Source organism: Vibrio coralliilyticus ATCC BAA-450, from assembly GCF_000176135.1.
Taxonomy (GTDB): Bacteria; Pseudomonadota; Gammaproteobacteria; order Enterobacterales; family Vibrionaceae; genus Vibrio; species Vibrio coralliilyticus.
This window is the reverse complement of the sequence record NZ_ACZN01000016.1, coordinates 429088-447044: the sequence shown is the minus strand read 5'-3', so window position 1 is coordinate 447044 and position 17957 is coordinate 429088. Positions and strand designations below refer to the sequence as shown.

Genomic DNA, 17957 nt, shown 5'->3' with positions numbered 1-17957 from the left:
CCAAAAAGAATTAATGGGAGGAAATCATGGACTGGATACAAAGTGTTCAAAGCTACATTCGTGTGGTAGACGAAGGCAGCTTCAACGGCGCAGCGAGAAAAATGAATACCACCAGCTCAGCGATCAGCAAGCGTGTCCATTGGCTGGAAGAAAGGATTGGGGTTCAACTTCTCAAGCGCACTACCCGAACCGTGACTCAAACCGAAGCCGGAGCGCTGTTCTATGAGCGAGCTAAGGTCCAACTTGATGGCTGGCAATCCATTGTCGATGAAACTCGTTCAGTAAACCAGACACCAGCGGGGCTTTTAAAAATTGGTGCCACCATTGCAGTTGGATCCAAATTTCTGGTTCAGTATCTCGATGATTTTCTACAAATGTATCCAGACATTCGCATCCAATTGATCACTACTACCCCTGGCCAACTGCCTGAACTTAGCCTTGATCTGTTCATCAGCCGTGAGATAGAACAGCTTAATTCACTCAGTTTTAAAGCCTCAGCACTGTTCGAGCACAAAGCAGGCTTCTACGCTTCGCCTGAATATTTGGATAAATACGGTGAACCACAATCGGTTGATGAGTTGACTGGACACAACACGCTAATATGGGGAGAACGGCCACATCGTGAAATAACACTGACGAATGGAAAGAAGATCATTTTGTCAGGAAATCTTGCAACCACTAACCCCGAAGCACTTTTTTACGCCGCTAAAAATGCTATGGGGATTTTAATTTCCAACGATGTGATGATAAAAGATGAACTAAAAGCTGGCACCTTAAAACGTATCCTACCCCGAATAACTGCTGATGAAGCAACAGTTTACGCGTATTATCCTAAGCTGGACTATCAACATACTAGGACAAAACTGTTTCTCGACTACCTTAAAGAGCGTTTAGCTAAAGAACAAATGGAAGAGCATTAAGCCAAGAAATATCTCCTTCCAATTTGAATTGTTATGAGATCTGTACCATATTTTAATTGAACCAATACCAACAAATAAGTGATTTAAATCACGATAAGGTAGGGTACTCAAATGGCTAGGTTACATGAACAAACTACGTCTATTAGCTTAGATGTGGTTAATCAAACTCTTCAATTAGACGGTGCGCAGCTACTCGATCAGGTCACTTTAGTGCTCCATCAGCATTTTGAGTCTTTTTGCACCTGCGTGATAGAGATTGATAAGTTCAACTCCAATGCTCATATGTTATCTCATGCTAGCGATAGCGCTTTAAAAAAACCATTCTCCTATGCCCTGAGAGGAACTCCCAGCGCACACGTTAGCAAGTCAGATCTTGACTTTGTACTTTACCCCAAAGGTGTAGCAAAAGACTTCCCTGAAGATATCTACATTCGAGAGAATAATATTGAGGCTTACCTTGGTATTCCGCTGAGAACTCGTTCTGGAGATGTGCTTGGCATTTTGCTATCAGCCTTTAGAACCCCAATTGAGCAAAGTGAAGAGTTGATTTACTACCACACTCTATTCGCTAATGTCGTAGTGCATAGCTTGAGAGCTAAGTGGCTCTCGGCACGATCGGAGAGTCTCGTCAATCAACTTAGCTATGAAGTATCGCACGACAATCTCACAGGCTTGCTCAATCGAAGCTTTTTATCCGACAAGCTCGAAAGATTGTCGGAAACCAGTGGAGACTCATTCACTCTAGCCTATGTCGATATTGACAGCTTTAAGTCCATCAATGACTTGTACGGCAACTATATCGGTGACCAAGTTATTAAGTTTGTTGCCAAGGCGATTGAAACCTCGATTCAGGACAGACAGTTAGCCTTTAGAATTGCGGGGGACGAATTTGCCTTTATTACGTACAATAGAGACCCGCTCGAAGTGTGCCGCTTAATATTGCACAAGTTGGAGTCCGGTTATAAAGACCCTGCACACAATATCAAAGTCAATGTCAGCATAGGCATTGCGAGAAAATCAGATAATCGACTCACTGCCGATCAGCTCATCCTCAACGCCAGCTTAGCTCTGAAAGATTGCAAGCAGTCAAGAAACTCTCAAGTGCAATGTTATGACACCCACCTCAGCGCGCAATACTATCGACGTACTATGGTCATTGACGCACTGCGCAACGAGCTCTCACCATCGAACCTTAATCCCAGCGAAATCTATGTGCTAGCGCAACCTATAGTGCGTCGAAACCAAGAACACTGGGATTACTTTGAAATCCTCGCTAGGTGGGAAAGCAGCGCACTTGGAATGATTTCCCCATTGGAATTCATAGAAGCAGCTGAGCAGTCAGGTTTGATTGTGGAGTTGGGAGAACGTATTGTCGATCTCGCTTGTCAGGCAAAGCAGGAACTTGAGCAAGGCCTTGGTTACAAGGTCAAACTTGGAATCAACTGCTCAGCGCATGAACTCAATGATACTAATCGTTACTTAAAGCACCTCACATCGACCATCCACCGTTATGGCTTCAAACCTAATGAGTTTACGATTGAGCTAACCGAAACCGTCTTACTGTCTCAGACCAATGAAATTCGATTTATTCTGGACCAGTTACGGCTATTAGGCTTTACCGTTGCACTGGATGACTTTGGTACCGGATACTCAAGCCTTAACTACATTCACAGTTACCCCATTGATTGTATTAAGATTGACGCAACTTTCATTCGCAACATGCTGTGTAACGAAACATCGGAACGCGTAGTCTGGCTGATTATTCAGCTTGCTAAACAGCTCAAAGTTGATTTAGTGGCTGAAGGAGTGGAGAGCCAAGAAGCGTTAGAGAAATTGCATGAGATGGATTGTTATCAGATTCAGGGCTACTTCTACTCACGCCCAGAGAAACCTAAAACGATTATTGATATACAGGCTTCACACACCGTTCAGGATGAACCACCAACCGTCGTGAACATGTTCAAATCTTAAAGATGGACGCTCGCTGCGTCCATTTCACTTTTCATTAGAAAGGTAACTCAAGCTGCATGATAACATCGCGCTCGTAGTCATCGTGCCAGCGATAATCTAATCGGAGTCGAGGCTCTCCCGGCTTCTTATCACCGAAGCCTAGACTGAGTTGAAGGCCATGGCTCATGATCCAATTTTCTGTATCAGAGACATTAATCTGATCTTCCAACTCAGACGGTACCCAAACGCCAATGCCAATATAATTAGAGGCTAAACTTTGACTCAGTATAGGGTTAGTCTCTGTTTGCAGAACCCAATCAGACCAATAAGAAGAATAATCTGGAGATTGTTCCTCTGATACCCAGTCATCGAACGCATCCAGTTTGTCAGCGGTGTATTGAATACCGTCAAGTAAGGAAAAACACACACCTTGTGAGGAATGAAATAAAACCGAATCAGACTGATAGCCAGAGCTATATAGCTCACATGCACCAATAGTTGAAGAAGCCAGACTTGCTAGCAATATCAATGCATGAGTTTTCATTCACACCCCAAATAATTAGTACAGCATTCGTTAATAATACCCTTTTTCGACCAACATTTGGCAAACTTTAGGCGTAGTAAGTGAATTAATGTCTTTTTTATCACTTATTGCCTTTCTTATGTCCGTACTACGTACCTTCACGGTCTCAGGGCATGCCATCACTGACCAGCGATTAAGTATTTCATCCGCTTTATAAAATTTAGCAAAATTAAAAAGATTATCAGGGCCAATTACGAAAGTTATTTCATATTCTGGATATTGACGCTGCAATTCACTTAAAACCGCAAATGTCGTTACGCTATGGTTTGGCTGATAAAGCGTCTCTTCAACAGTACTCCGCACGACATTGCTCGACTGCAAGTCTTCAATAAATGCATCCACCAGTTCACAACGTGCTTGATAATCAAGCATCTCTTTACCCCAAGCATGAGAAATACTAGGAAGTAGCAGTACCCTATCGAAATGCATAAGCGAATCAATAATGCTCTTATGTCCAAGGCTCGGCGGGTTAAATGCACTGCCAAATACTGCGATTTTGTTCATTTTCTTTCCTGATGATTGTGAAATCACTGTTCACAGTTTTCTAATCTGTTCATTTAGGTATGATATTACCATTATTTTCTAAAAATCATTGCTTGCAGGAAGGAAACATAATGGAACAGCTAATTCGCGACGAGATGCGCGTATTGCCATCAATCGACCCTCAGTTTGAGATATCACGTCGTGTCGAATTTATTAAGCGCAAGTTGCAGGAAGCACGATGCAAAGCGTTAGTACTGGGTATCAGTGGAGGTGTCGACTCAACAACCTGTGGTCGTCTAGCACAGCTTGCCGTCAATGAGCTGAATGAAGAAACCGATGGCGGATACCAGTTTATCGCAGTTCGTCTACCTTATGGTGAACAAAAAGATGAAGATGAAGCCCAGATAGCGTTGCAGTTCATTCAGCCAACTCACTCTGTGTCCGTCAATATTAAAGCTGGAGTTGATGGCCTGCACGCCGCCTCCCGCGAAGCACTCGCTCATACTGAACTTTTGCCTCAGCAGGCATCTAAGATCGATTTCGTCAAAGGCAATGTAAAAGCACGTGCTCGCATGGTCGCTCAATATGAAATTGCCGGTTATGTTGGTGGATTAGTACTTGGGACAGACCACTCAGCGGAAAACATCACAGGTTTCTATACCAAATTCGGTGATGGCGCATGTGACCTTGCCCCGTTATTTGGCTTGAGCAAGCGTCAGGTACGTGAAGTTGCAGCAACACTAGGTGCACCAGAGCTTCTTGTAAAGAAAACACCTACCGCTGACCTTGAAGAATTGGCTCCACAAAAGGCCGATGAAGATGCTCTTAATCTCACTTATGATCAGATTGATGACTTCTTAGAAGGTAAGCCAGTATCACAGGAAGCGTCAGACAGGTTGGTCGCAATCTACAAAGCCACACAGCATAAGCGTCAACCTATTCCAACCATATACGACTAATAAAAAACGGGAGCTCTCAGCTCCCGTTTTTAATGGCTACCTTAAACGCTTCTAGACTCTTTCTTCTAGCGCAATGTTGTTGTTTGCCCACAGTAAAGCCTGCAAACGGTTCTTGGCATTTATCTTCTTAAAAATATTGTGTAGATGTGTCTTAACCGTGTTTTCGCTGACAAACAGCTCATCTGCAATCTGTAGATTGGATGCACCATGGCCCAGTAAGCGCATGATCTCTTTCTCGCGTTTAGTCAGATTAGCGTATGCCTGTGATGTGGTGACGCTGTTAGCACAGCGGAAGTGTTCAATATAGTCTTGCGCAACTTTCCTTGATAACCACATCTCATCTTGCATGATCTTTTCCATGCCTTTGAGCAATAACGAGATGTCATCATCGACATAAAACACACCGACCAAATTACGCCATTTGAAAAGTTGAGTGGATGGGACATCCTTCGGGCAATTAATGACTATCTCTTTAGAATTCTTATAACTTTTTGATCGAACTTGATTATAGAAATCGAACTTTTCATCATCCAAATAATGATAGTCGAACAGAATATAGTCGCCGAGAACGGAAGTCTCACCTTCGCACGCTTCAAGTTCTTCAACCGGAACAATTGACACGTTTAACTGAATGCCCTGCTCCAAAGAGTCTTTAAACAATCTAGACTGCATGCTTACATCTGAAAGAAGTGTTATCTCGTGGGTACATTTATTTGCCATCTGCGAACTCTCCGGCTCAACTTATTATGTAATTTAAAACTATCGTTTAGTTAAAATTAGTCAACATAGCAAATCATTGTTCGCTGGCTAAATACACCATTAAGAAGATATCTTTCAATTATTTACGCACAATTCTCACTTTTGAGAACGATTTTATTTAGCTAACATCAGGCTAAATCAGTGAGCTGAGGTCAGTTTTCTTCGACAGTATATTACAATCATCATCAATAAAGCGGCATAGTGCAGCGAGCCCCCACTGCTGCCACCCGAAGTCGCTGCGACAGAGTTGCCATTCACATTACTATTCAACACCCTATTCCCGTTAACGGTTGTAACATAGTACTTTGGTGTGACTTGCCCATTAATGACGTTGTTGATCCAACCAATGTAGTCATAGACATCGGTAAACACAGAAGTGACATTCAAGGATGGGTCTCCACAAGTGCTGGGACCAAAACTAGTAATACCTATTTGTATGTATTGAACACCGTTGAACCAATAGACTGGCCCTCCTGAGTCACCATTACACGTGGAGTTTTGATAACTGCCAATTTGAGGCCCGCCAAAACAGATTTGTTTATCGGTTACTTTACTGTACTGCGTTTGACAGCTAGCAAGCGATATATAGTCTAGCGACGTTTCCAAAAGCTGGGTTCCATTTCCTCCCCCTTCTATCAGACCATGTCCAATCGCTTTGTAGTCTGCTGAGCTGGGAAAGTTGTTATTGAGAGTGGTATTTAGAAGAGAGGTGTAATCAGATACGGACAGTGGAGATTCAAGTTTTATAATCGCAATATCATTGGGCCACAGCTCAGAGCCTGAATCAATGTAGTCATCCGGATAATAAAACTCTTCTGCTTTTGCTTGTTGAGTAGATAAAAAATTCGTTTCATCTTCTAACTGGGGGACGACAACCGTATATAACATGGTACTTTCATTACCATAAATACAGTGAGCCGCGGTCAACGCGTATTGGCTGTTAATCATAGTCGCGCCGCAATAACTCGAGGTACTGTAAGTATTTCCGTTGCGGTAAAAAAGGCTGGCAAAAGATGGGTAATTGACGATATTCGCGTTGCTGCCATTCACGATATAAGGCGATACGTCGACAGCCAGCAATCGGGAGCTAACCAGTATTAGGCTAAGGAACCAAATTGGATTTTTCATTTTCCCGTCTCCCTTTCGCATCCGTCAACATTAAGTTTAGCTTACGAAAGGGCAAACGGTTTAGATTCTAACTTGTTAATTTCCTTCTAAATAAGGCGGCGCTTATCAATAGAAAAGACAGATAGCCAAGTGAACCGCCGCCACCGCCTCCAGAAGAGTTCGTTGAATTTAAATAACTAGTTCGATCTGAGTCACTAATAGTCCGAACAGGCGTTTCCGAGCCGCTAAGCACAGAGACTATCCATGCTTCGTGATCTAAAACCTCAGTAAACACTGAGTTAGGTTCAACTGCAGGATTTCCACACCCACTTGCAGGACCAAAGCTTGTAATACCGGCTTGCTTGTAGGTACTGCCATCCAACCAGTATAGCGGGCCTCCCGAGTCTCCTTGACAAGTAGCATTATCGAGACCATTGCTACTTGGTGTTGGCCACCCCATGCAAAGGTTAGCACTGGTATCAACACCTGTGTAAACATTACAAGATGAGTTGGCTACATATTGGAGTTGAGTGAATAGCAGATTATCATTATTGTCCGCTCCAGGTTCTGTATTCCCGTGCCCGACCGCGTGAAAGGTCTCAGAGGTACTTCTATATGTAGTATCATCACCAGTACTAACTCTAACTACGTAGTCTGCTGAACTTGATGTTTGCATAGGGGTTGCAAGCTTCAAAATCGCAATATCATCGGTTAAAGTCGAATCGTTATAGGTACTTTTATAGTAAATCTCATTTACCATCACACGTTCAATGACGCTATATGGAAAATCTGACTCGTTTTGAAGCTTTGGTACGGCGGAGGTAAACAACTGCTTTTCTTCGTCACCATAAATACAATGCGCAGCAGTTAAAACATACTGATCATTTAGTAACGTCCCGCCACAGTAACTTCCGACATAATACTTGTTGTCATAATCAATACGATCTTTAAACAAGCTTATTATCGAGGGGTATGTCGTTACGTTAGCGTAACTACCGTTCACTATATAGGGCGAAATCTCGGCACTTTGAGCATAACCACTGGCAAACAATGCAAACGGTAAAAGTATGGATAGCTTTCTCATACAAAATTTTCCATGCGAATTATTATCATTAATATCAGGTCTGATAGTACATATCAGAAATTACTTACGTCGAGAGATTTCATGCGTTCGGGCTATCTTTTGACCCAAAGTGTTAACTTGGTTAAGACTCATATCTACTATAGAAACTGATATGTCGAGCTACTTTCGACAAAATGAGGATAAAAAATGCCAGTCAGAGAATCTGACTGGCATTATATGTACTAGCTTAAGTGGCAATTAGTTCAGTTCGAACTGAATCGCGTCGACTAACCAACCCGCAGTCCAAGCATTGATTGCTTTGATCTGCTTACCTTGAGGGATATCGAAAGTTTCGACTTTGATTGGCGAAGCGTAGCCTTTAGATCCCAACATGACTGAAGAACCATTCTTGAACTTAAACTTCAACGCAACGATATGGTTACCACCCCAGTAGTAGTGGCCCGAGCTGACTTCGATGCTCTCTACTTGGCTCAAATCAACAGGGCTACGTAGCGCGCCTCCGTTACCGCCAATTAGCGCATTAAGCTCTGTACCTACTGCATCAATCGCTAAGCCGGAACGTACGTAAAGCAAGTTGCTCGCTGTCACTTCCGCTTTTTGTACATCACCATTCGGGTAACCAAAGATAGGAGAAAACTCCGTTTTACCTGCGCGTAGCGTGCTCGAGCGGTAAGTGTTGTGACTTAGCCAGCTTGGCTGATACGTTTCAGGAATTTGTCCCGCCTGTGTAATATTCGTTAGGTTGAACGAGTGTTGGTTCCAGATGCGCGTCGCGTTAGTCCATGGTTTGTCATCCTGAGCAGACTGATACACATACACGCCCTTGTTGATGCTGTACTTACCGTCGTAGTTGTTTGCGACCACGATCATTTCAGCATTGTTATCACCCTCTAGATCAACAACGATTGGGTATTCCCACAAAGTTCCGGTTGAGTTATCGATAACAGCTAACTCTTTACCAGTTTGACCGTCAAGGATTCGTACTTTGAAATGATCCTGTACAAGCACTTCGTCGATACCATCAGCATCAAAGTCGTACGCAGAGACACCAATCTTACCGCTACCAATATCGTCGTTTTCAACAGACCAAACTAACTCGCCTTTAGCATTGTACATATCAACGGCTTTATAACCTGCGTAAACAATACCGATGCTGTCTGTACCTGCTGTCGTTGCCGTTTCAAACTGTACGCCTTCAACCAGCCAACCTTGCGACCAAACGTTAACGCCCGTAACGCTCTCACCTTCAGGAAGAACAAAGCGCTTGGTTTGCAGATGGTAGCCATAGTTTTTAGATCCCACCATGACTGATGAACCATTCTTCAGAGAGAATTCCATTGCCAGGAGATGGCGACCACCCCAGAAGTACTTGCCGTATGTGACGTCAATTGCCGTAACATTTGAAAGATCGATAGGATCACGAAGTGCTCCGCCATTACCACCAATCGTGTTATGGGCATCCGTACCAATCGCATCGATTGCAGCACCAGAACGGACATAGAGCAGGCTGTCATTACCGACTTGTGCCGACTCCACATTGCCTTTCTCGTAACCAAAAACTTCCGATTGCTGAGTCACTGACTCACTGTACGCAGCTAGGAAACTTGAAACAGCTTGAACGCCGCCACCTGGGTTGTTCTCGTTAGTGATTTCCCATTTAGTTGAACCATCATGCTCCAACACTGCAAGTGAGCTGTTCTGAGCCGACGAGTAACTTGCCGGAACAGAGACGACCAACTCAGGGTTCTTATCTGAATCTAGGTTGACCAATGAAGAGAACCATACTTTATCAGCTGCGCTGTACTGCCAATCAACAGCTCCAGAGCTTTGGAATAAAGTACCATCAGCAAACACTTCCTGGCGGTTGTCACCGTCAAAATCACCACTGATTGATGCTGGAGACCAAGTATGGCTAAACACTAGCTGACCAGATTGATAATCGTAGACGCCATCCGCAGACAGAATTTCAATATCACCATCGCCATCCAAGTCTGCTAATGCGATGTCACCGACTGTTCTCCAGCCAGACTCAATAGTCGCAATCTGCTTCTTCACATTACCGTGATTATCTAGCACCTTGATGAAGTCACTGCCTGTACTGGTCGTGACAATTTCCACCACACCGTCATGATCAAGATCGGCAACAGCAGGACTGTAGCGAGCATCTGCAATAACACCGCCATTGTCGTAGCTCCATAGCTCGGAACCATCCACACCACTTAGTGCTCGAACAAGACCACCGCTTGAATAATTGCGGCCTTCAAACGTTACAACAATCACATCTGCGACGTCTTGGTTATCGATTCGACCATCACCGTTGTCGTCATTAAGCTGAGCGGTAACTGGCGTTACCATTACCTGATCAGACTCGGGTTTAAAGCTGCTACCCTGCCAAGACCATTTCAGCTCAGTCTCGATTTTCTTATCTGGCTCAGTGTAAGCCAAAACTCGCATAGAGCGTGGGTTTGAGAAATCAAGGATTTCACCGTTGTACGCTTTAACTGACTCTAGCTGAGCATTAGACTTGTAACCACCAAATACCGCTAGGCGATTGTAAGATAGGTTGTCCCAATCACTTAGCATCACCCCAAGCCCCTCTGGAGCACGGACTTCAACTTCATGACCTTTAATGTACTCAGGTAACGAGTAACCTGAACGTTGTCCTTCTTTTAGACAGTAACGTTCATCATTCTCTAGGCTGACAATACATGCTTCTGGGTATTGCTCCGACGCCAATACACGCATCGAACGAGGCTTAGAAAAGTCTAAGTAACGACCGTTATACGCTTTCACATTTTTAAGTTGTTCGTTTGACGTATAAGAGTCAAAAACGGCTAGTCTGTTGTATGACAAGTTATCCCAGTCACTCAACATAACAGAAACACCACTCGGAGCGAGAACATCGACCGGGTGCGCATAGATCCAATTTGGAAGTGAATAACCTGAGCGCTCTCCCGCTTTAAGGCAATACTTCTCCCCTGACTGCTGACTGATAATACATCCCATAGGTTCGGATGCATGGGCAGGCAAGCTGATGTTGGCTAATGCAAGTGAGCCAAATACCACTGCTAATAATTTACGTTCCATTAAGAACACCCTTTGCTGATTTGTTGCCAAATTAATGTATTGCTCAAGACTGGCGTAATTCTTCTGTTACGTTGCTTAATCCAGAAATAAGCGGTTAGGATTGATTCGCGCAAATTATCTGTATGGAATTTGGTCTGTTCAACAATTAGGCGAGAATATCACGCCTCAATAATGAGACATCTTAGAAACGAGACATTTAAATTGGGATACCGCTTCATTTAACAGACAAAAGATAAAAACTTTTATCTCAATATCCAGCGGCGTATAGAATGGCAGCCATAATTCGAGAAAACGTACCGATGCCCAAGCTAGGTCAGTTTATTATGAAAATACCTTTGTTCGTCATTATCGCTCTTTTTGCTCTGCCCACGTTATCTCAGGACAAGGTGTACAGACTGGATCAGTTTGGTGCCATTGGTAACGATTCCCAAGACGATAGCCAGGCAATTCAGAGCGCCCTCTCTTCTCTAAACCCTGGGGACATTCTCGTCATCCCTGAAGGCACATATGATGTGTGTCAAACGCTGTACTTAACCAACACCAAGCAAATCTCCCTAATTGGTAGCCAAGGAGCGGTATTGCGTAAGTGCGCTGATTTTATTGGTGAATACCTACTTTATATAAAAGAAACTCAGAACATATTCATAAGTGGTCTTCACTTTATCGGTCTAAATAATGGTGACATCAAACAGGTTTGGGGCGAGCAAGGCGTTTATCTCGCCAGTACGTCTGGCTCCCATCTATCGAACAATACGTTTGAGAATTTTGGTGACGCGGCATTAAGAGTCACAACCGGACCGAATCAAGGGGAGTCTCTTTCGCAAGATGCGACATTGTTCGCCAACACATTTCGCAACTGCAGCCAAGTCACCACCACGCAGGCGACTCAGGGCTCTAGTGCACCCGGCACACAAAACATCGCTTTCGAATACAATCTATTTCAGGGATGTACTCTAAAGCTTTCAAGCCGACACCAAGTTCAGGGTGCTCTTGTTCTTCACAATACTTTCAAAGATATTAGTAGCGCGGCATTAGAAGTCAGCTATTACACGGATGTCTCGGTGAAAGACAATAAATTCGACAATATCACCGGTTACGTCATGAATGTGTACCCCAATACACGTGCTGAACAGCCAGTACACTGGGGTAATGTTGAGTTTCATAATAACGATGTATCCGATAGTACGATGGGGATCAGGCTACAAAGTTTTTCCGCGAACGAGTCACCGACAAAGTCAGTGGAAAATATTTCCGTCTCACATAATCGTTTCTCCAACATTACCTGTGAAGGAACAAATGAGCAGAAATATAAAAAGATCATTCGAACTTATAGTCAGAAAAGTGGCTACTCATTTGAAAACGTAAATATTGTTGGTAACGAGTACGACGGGGAGTCAGGATGCGATTTTCTTTCTATTGATACGTCATCCGAAAAAATAAAAATAGAAGAAAATACCAAAACGCTAAAGGTCGATGGAAACTAGCTCTCTAACGTTTGATACTTCACGTGACAAGTGGAAGCGTACTTTAATTCGTGAGTTTAATTAGAGGCACCTGCTATGAAAATACATGAATTTAAAAATATTGAGAATATTACATGGGGAAGTACTTAAACTAATGTAGGTATTTAGAAGGGATGGATGAAGAAAGTAGCAGGAAGATACCTGCTACAGAATATGAAATGATGGATATACGAAAGATTTAGTCAGTAACGGCACGTTCACCTTTATAAACTTTAATTGCACCTTCAACACGTTTGCCACTATCTACATCATATAGTTGCGGTACGATAGTATATTCGCCATCCGGGTAGCTAGCGTCCAGAGTGAAGCCACGAATAATACTAAGTTCCTCCAGAGCTGGTACCGATTTAAGTACACGAGCGTGAACAGGAATTGCCAAGCCGTCTGGACCAACAGCAGTTACCCAGAACTCAATGTTGGCAGATTGATCTCTGGTATTATGAGCTTGCAGGTCGAGAATCAGATAACCACCTTCACTAGGGAAAATCGTGTCGTTAACAGCAAATGCTTCTAGTATCAGGCCATCGATAGCCGCTGGCTGTTCAATACTTACGCCCTTAGCAAACGTCTCTGATTTAGAGAAAGTTTTACCCGTTTCAACGTTAACACCTTCGACAGCTACTTGATATAAACCATCATCCATATACTCGCGTACCCAAATACCACGTTCGATATGTAGTGCAGACCCTTCTTCAATATTTTCACTGTCAAATTCAGAACTATTAACACCAACAACTGACTTAGCAGGAAATACAATACCTTTGGGACCTTTTACAGATACCCAATATTTAAGGCTGGCATCTCCATCACCAATATTTGTTAAATCAATACTTGCAGACAAATACCCACCTTCTGTCGGTACCTGATTTTTAGAAAGTTGAATTTGTGCATCAAGAAGAAATTCTTCGTTCGCAATTTGATTCTCAACAGCAAATACAGACAAAGAAGTGCTCAGCGCTATACTACCCGAAAGTAGAGCGATAATTAGTTTTTTCATTTTCACACCAAAATGTTAATAAATAGATTTGATTAGTACGGCAGAACAAAGCGTAACAACTGAGTGTTTTGCATTCAAACAAAAAACCAATAACACCTTGGGTAATAATTAAACTTATTAATCAAAGAAAATGTTTTCAGTTGTTACATTACTTTAGTGACAAAAGTCACATTAAGAATTATATAGACAGGATTGATTATTTGCCAAGTCGTTCTTTCAGTAATAAAAGAGCAAACTTTGAGTTAGTCACCAAATAGCGCTTCCACATTCTTCTTGGTTCCTGAATAACTCGATATAACCACTCTAATCCAGCATTTTGCATCCAAATCGGAGCGCGGTTAACCTTACCCGCAACCACATCAAATGTACCTCCTACTCCCATAACAAAGTCCACGCCCAACTCATCCCGCCATTTATTAATGAAGTTTTCTTTTTTTGGCGATGTAATAGCTACAAATAGTAATTTTGCGCCTGACTCCTTGATTTTGTTTACTAAAGCTTCTTCATCATCCCAAAAATAGCCATGGTGATATCCAGCTATATTGAGGTTGGGGTGATTGGCTTTCATGACTTGCGCCGTTTTCTCTACAACTTCTTGTTTTGCTCCTAGGAAAAATACAGGAAACGCCTCAGCCTCAGCCATAGCATTGAGATGATGAAACAGATCGACACCCGCGACTCGCTCAGGGATCTGATGACCAAGAAACCTTGCACCCCACACGACACCCATACCATCAATATTGATGATGTCACATTCAGTCACAGATCTTGCCAGCTCGTGATCTTTTTTCATGTTTACCAGTTTGGCAACATTCACAACCACGTGTTGAGTAAACTCTCCGGATTCAATACGATCTTTTATTGACTCTACGGTTTGAGCCATGGTCATTGTGTCCATTGGGCTTCCCAAGAATGTCACTCGACTCATGACTTTTCTCCTTTCTGATTCTTTAAATAAATACTCATGGACAGGTACATCCAAGCTTGAGTCCAACGCACATAGTTAATTGCGTTAGTTGTGCGTGCGGTCTTTTGATAAACAAATTGTTTTTTATCTGAAAGATAAAGCTCTTTGACAGACCAATTGAGTACTTTACCTGCCATGTCTAAATCGTCTTGCTCTCCACCGACCTTAATTAAGGTGATCACAGCTTGGGCTACTGAATGCGGATCAAGAGGGTAGCGGTTATTGTTGTAGTACTTAGCCGTACCATCTTCTTCAAAAAGATGCTCTTTGTAGTAAACCAACCCATGATCAATCGACTCGTCAAACTCGTCGGTTTGCAGCGAATGTTTGAGTTCGTATAACGCTTCAAGGTTATAACCTGTATGAAAACCATCAATGAACTGGTGGTGGCTGCGTGCACCATATACCCAACTGCCATCAGGTGACTGCTCATTGATACTTTGCCAAGCCACAGTTCTAGCAAGTTCTTGATATTTCGCGTTGTCTGTCTCAGAACCAACAAATCCAACCCAGGCAGCGGCCCATAAACTTGCGTTATGGACGAATGCTTTTTCCCCTGGGATATAAGCAAAAAATTGTCGTTGCTGATCTTCTGTGTATAAATGCTCAACAATAAACTCTGCACTGGAACATGCTGCATCAACATAGCGTTGGTTGTTGGTCAGCTTTCCAAGGTCGAACAAAGCTCTGCTTACGTAGATGGTTGATATGACGTTGGGTTTACCCTTGGGTACAAAAAATGCCCGGGCTTTCCAATCAAAATGATACCCCCAGCAAGAAGCACCCCAAGTTTTCGAGCAGCACTGATGCTCCAACAACCAGTCAGCCAATTTCTGGGCTTCTTCAAGTAAGTGAGTTTCATGAGTGGTCTGGTATTGCTCTAACATCCCTGAAATAAACAAAGCAACGCCTTTGGGATTGCGCTTCTTTGGTACCCCAAGAAGGTGACGCATATTAATACTCGAGCGCTTGAAAATCTGAATCCATGCGAGGCCGAATAGCGAATTACGCAACCGTGGGAAAATATCGAAAAGGCGAGCATTTAATCCATCAAACGGATCAAAACCGGCAAAATCATTGTGAGTGGCATCGTCTAAAAGTGAGCAACGAATATCAGTAATCATGCGCGGCTCCTTTGGAGAAGCACGGCATCATAAATACGTTGCACTTGAGGAATAATTGCTTGCACAGAAAAGTGTTCATCAAATTTTTGTTTTGCGTTTTGGGTATAATTTTGATTCATATCTTGATTAATCAATAGTTCAATAAGCGCATCAGCCAAGGCCTCTGAGTCCCCAGCTTCTACGAGAGTGCCCTCCTTGCCATGAGATATCGCATCAGGAATACCACCAGCGAAAGTGGACACCACGGCAATACCAGCCGACATCGCTTCCAATACACCCATTGGAAACCCTTCGTTATAGCTAGGCAGGCAATAGATTTGAGTCTGTCTCAGTACGTCGAGCTTGCGTTGACCAGAAACCCAACCCAAAAACTCCACATGGGATTCAAGCCCTAAATCCCTTGCCATCGCACGGTACTTTTCAACGTCACCGTCACCTCCGATCATAAGCTTAGCGTCAGGGCAGTGTCGTTTGACTCTAACCATGGCCTTGAGCAGGTCATGAACGCCCTTACGCTCACCCACTCTTCCTAGAAAGCTGATGGTTGAAGAAGATGTAGACGATGCTTCAAGCTCAAGTGATGGCACAGCGTTATAGACCAACTGGAAGTGCTCTGAGCGATGAAAAGTCGCTCTTGCCCAATCGATCCACTGAGAGGAGAGCACAATAACCACATCCGACATTTCGAATGTGTCACGAATGTGCTTCTTTCTATTCTCATCACACTCGTTCGCATAGAAATCGCGAAACTCAGCGCCATGCAAATGCAATATCACGTTGCCACCCAGTGCTTTAATCAACCTCACAAGCACTGATTTCCGCAAATAGCTTCCTCTTGAGGCAACATGAATATGTGCTAACCCGACACGATAAAACGCAAAATAGAACAAGACTTTAACTAACGCGCTAATGTAAAGCAGTAATGCTCCAACGCGACCAAGTCGATTGTTGGTAGAGTGAGTTGCAATCAGCCTTACCGCATTGTCAGCAAGGAAACCGGACTGTTGGTAAACGCCCAATACAGTTGCAATTCCGCCCTGCCCTTTGATATCAGTTGCAATGGTCAGATTGATGGTCTTTTTCAAAATTTGCTCTCCACGCTGCATACGGCCTGACGCACCTTGCCATTTTTCGTTCTCGGTAATGCATCTACTCTGTGAACATCGACTGTAATGCTTTGTCCTACACGCTCGTTAGTGTTGGCGATGAGTTGCTGTTCCTGCTGCGTCGTAAACTTGGCTTGGTCAACGACAACTAATACTTTGATTGATTCTGCTTTTTCTTGAACAAACTGGCAGCTTATTAAACCTTCTATACCTTTTGGTATGTGGTTAAGAATATGGATTTTCTGACCATCTTCACCGAGCAGAAAATCACCAACGCGTCCTTCGATTTTCTCAATAACAGGGTATGTTCTTCCACATGGGCAACGTTGTTCAGTTGCCAAAACAACGTGATCCCCAGTGCGGTAGCGTACGAGGGGATAAAGTGCATTGTTGTAGTTCGTGCCAACAATCTCGTGCTTGCCATCACCACTATCTAGAAATTCAACATGCGAATAATCAGAAATAAGGTGATAATTGCCATGTTCACAACTACCAATCGCTGCGACACGCTCAAACAGCCCATACCAATCAAACACCTTGCACTGAAAACGTTTCTCAATTACTTCTCGATCTTCTTGTGAGAGAGATTCTGAGGAGGTCACGATCGATTTCAATTTGCCTCGGTAATACAAGTCCTTGCTTTCTAGGAACTTGGCTAGCGTAGCGATTGAGGATGGGTACGCTTGAATAATATCGACACCGTAGTCTTCCATTGCTGTCAGATAACCCGGAATCGCATCCGCTGTCAGATGAAACGACGACATTAGAATCATGTTTTCAAAAACTGAATAGCGCCAATAAGGGCCAACTTTCTGAGATAGTGGCACGACTACATCACCGCGAATCCACGCTCGCTTGTCGCCTTTTTGGTAGCCAGCCCACTCTAAATGACGAGAGACAAACGCCTGCTCCCTAAGCACCGAATTGAGGTCTTGTGGGATCGATAGAGGCGTACCTGTTGTGCCACTAGTACTGCCCTTCACTGTCACTTTAGGGTTGAGCTGTGTGTTGAGAAAAGCGTCCGGTGAGGCTTTGACATCTTGTTTGTCAATAAACGCAAACTGGTCTAGCTGTTGATGTGTTCCGTAAGCAGCAGTGCTTTTTGCGCGTAACAATGCCGCTTCAAGTTGCGAATCACAAAAGATCTTGAGTGCATCATGAGAGTATTCGTTTTCTCTAAGTTGCCCCTTCAAGCCTGCGACACGTTTTTCACTACGAATGGCTGCACGCACTAGGTCTCGTAAAGACACCATTACGTTCTGAATAAATATTGGCGATTTCTTATATATCGACGAGGTGTACACGTTA

At 43.4% G+C, this 17957-nt stretch carries 15 protein-coding genes; 4 read left to right on the top strand and 11 right to left on the bottom strand.

Annotated features, from left to right (window positions below; translation table 11 throughout):
* The first annotated feature begins 26 nt into the window (after positions 1–26).
* Positions 27–920, top strand: coding sequence for a LysR family transcriptional regulator (locus tag VIC_RS13175; protein ID WP_006960433.1), 894 nt, complete (start codon positions 27–29; stop codon positions 918–920).
* A 111-nt stretch (positions 921–1031) separates the two neighbouring features.
* Positions 1032–2891 (top strand): putative bifunctional diguanylate cyclase/phosphodiesterase, encoded by a 1860-nt coding sequence (locus VIC_RS13170; protein ID WP_006960431.1) that lies wholly within the window; start codon positions 1032–1034, stop codon positions 2889–2891.
* Between the two features lie 34 nt (positions 2892–2925).
* Here the strand turns inward: VIC_RS13170 and VIC_RS13165 are convergent, their stop codons facing one another.
* Together VIC_RS13165 and VIC_RS13160 are read right to left on the bottom strand one after the other, a co-directional pair.
* A complete protein-coding gene (locus tag VIC_RS13165; protein ID WP_006960429.1) occupies positions 2926–3414 on the bottom strand; it encodes a hypothetical protein in 489 nt (162 codons plus the stop codon).
* Positions 3415–3444: 30 nt separating this feature from the next.
* Positions 3445–3957, bottom strand: a complete 513-nt coding sequence (locus tag VIC_RS13160) for a nicotinate-nicotinamide nucleotide adenylyltransferase (protein ID WP_006960427.1) — start codon at positions 3955–3957, stop codon at positions 3445–3447.
* Between the two features lie 110 nt (positions 3958–4067).
* Here VIC_RS13160 and nadE point away from each other — a divergent pair, with 110 nt between their 5' ends.
* A complete protein-coding gene (nadE, locus tag VIC_RS13155) occupies positions 4068–4895 on the top strand; it encodes an ammonia-dependent NAD(+) synthetase (RefSeq protein WP_006960425.1) in 828 nt (275 codons plus the stop codon).
* Between the two features lie 51 nt (positions 4896–4946).
* Here nadE and VIC_RS13150 read toward each other — a convergent pair whose 3' ends face one another.
* The 4 genes from VIC_RS13150 to VIC_RS13135 all read right to left on the bottom strand — a co-directional run bounded on the left by VIC_RS13150 (position 4947) and on the right by VIC_RS13135 (position 10932).
* Positions 4947–5615, bottom strand: coding sequence for a LuxR C-terminal-related transcriptional regulator (locus VIC_RS13150; protein WP_031342955.1), 669 nt, complete (start codon positions 5613–5615; stop codon positions 4947–4949).
* A 177-nt stretch (positions 5616–5792) separates the two neighbouring features.
* Positions 5793–6782 carry a S1 family peptidase gene (locus VIC_RS13145; RefSeq protein WP_006960422.1) on the bottom strand — a complete coding sequence of 330 codons (990 nt, stop codon included), beginning with the start codon at positions 6780–6782 and terminating at the stop codon, positions 5793–5795.
* A gap of 67 nt (positions 6783–6849) precedes the next feature.
* Positions 6850–7845 carry a S1 family peptidase gene (locus VIC_RS13140; RefSeq protein WP_006960421.1) on the bottom strand — a complete coding sequence of 332 codons (996 nt, stop codon included), beginning with the start codon at positions 7843–7845 and terminating at the stop codon, positions 6850–6852.
* A 237-nt stretch (positions 7846–8082) separates the two neighbouring features.
* On the bottom strand, positions 8083–10932 hold the full coding sequence (locus VIC_RS13135; RefSeq protein WP_006960420.1) for a beta-prism lectin domain-containing protein: 2850 nt from the start codon (positions 10930–10932) through the stop codon (positions 8083–8085).
* Between the two features lie 269 nt (positions 10933–11201).
* Between VIC_RS13135 and VIC_RS13130 the strand changes: the two genes are divergently transcribed.
* Positions 11202–12416 (top strand): glycosyl hydrolase family 28-related protein, encoded by a 1215-nt coding sequence (locus VIC_RS13130; RefSeq protein WP_006960419.1) that lies wholly within the window; start codon positions 11202–11204, stop codon positions 12414–12416.
* 217 nt (positions 12417–12633) lie between these two features.
* Here the strand turns inward: VIC_RS13130 and VIC_RS13125 are convergent, their stop codons facing one another.
* From VIC_RS13125 to VIC_RS13105, 5 genes are all read right to left on the bottom strand, one after another.
* Positions 12634–13452, bottom strand: a complete 819-nt coding sequence (locus VIC_RS13125; protein WP_006960418.1) for an RbmA family biofilm matrix protein — start codon at positions 13450–13452, stop codon at positions 12634–12636.
* Positions 13453–13648: 196 nt separating this feature from the next.
* The gene (locus VIC_RS13120) at positions 13649–14380 is read right to left on the bottom strand and encodes a WecB/TagA/CpsF family glycosyltransferase (RefSeq protein WP_006960417.1); all 732 of its coding nucleotides are present in this window, start codon (positions 14378–14380) and stop codon (positions 13649–13651) included.
* Positions 14377–15543: a hypothetical protein gene (locus VIC_RS13115; RefSeq protein WP_006960416.1), complete on the bottom strand. Its 1167-nt coding sequence runs from the start codon at positions 15541–15543 to the stop codon at positions 14377–14379. The genes VIC_RS13120 and VIC_RS13115 overlap by 4 nt, the downstream gene beginning before the upstream one ends.
* Positions 15540–16649, bottom strand: a complete 1110-nt coding sequence (locus VIC_RS13110; RefSeq protein ID WP_006960415.1) for a glycosyltransferase family 4 protein — start codon at positions 16647–16649, stop codon at positions 15540–15542. Before VIC_RS13110 ends, VIC_RS13115 begins: the two co-directional genes overlap by 4 nt.
* Positions 16625–17953: a phenylacetate--CoA ligase family protein gene (locus VIC_RS13105; RefSeq protein ID WP_039951912.1), complete on the bottom strand. Its 1329-nt coding sequence runs from the start codon at positions 17951–17953 to the stop codon at positions 16625–16627. Before VIC_RS13105 ends, VIC_RS13110 begins: the two co-directional genes overlap by 25 nt.
* Positions 17954–17957 lie beyond the last annotated feature (4 nt).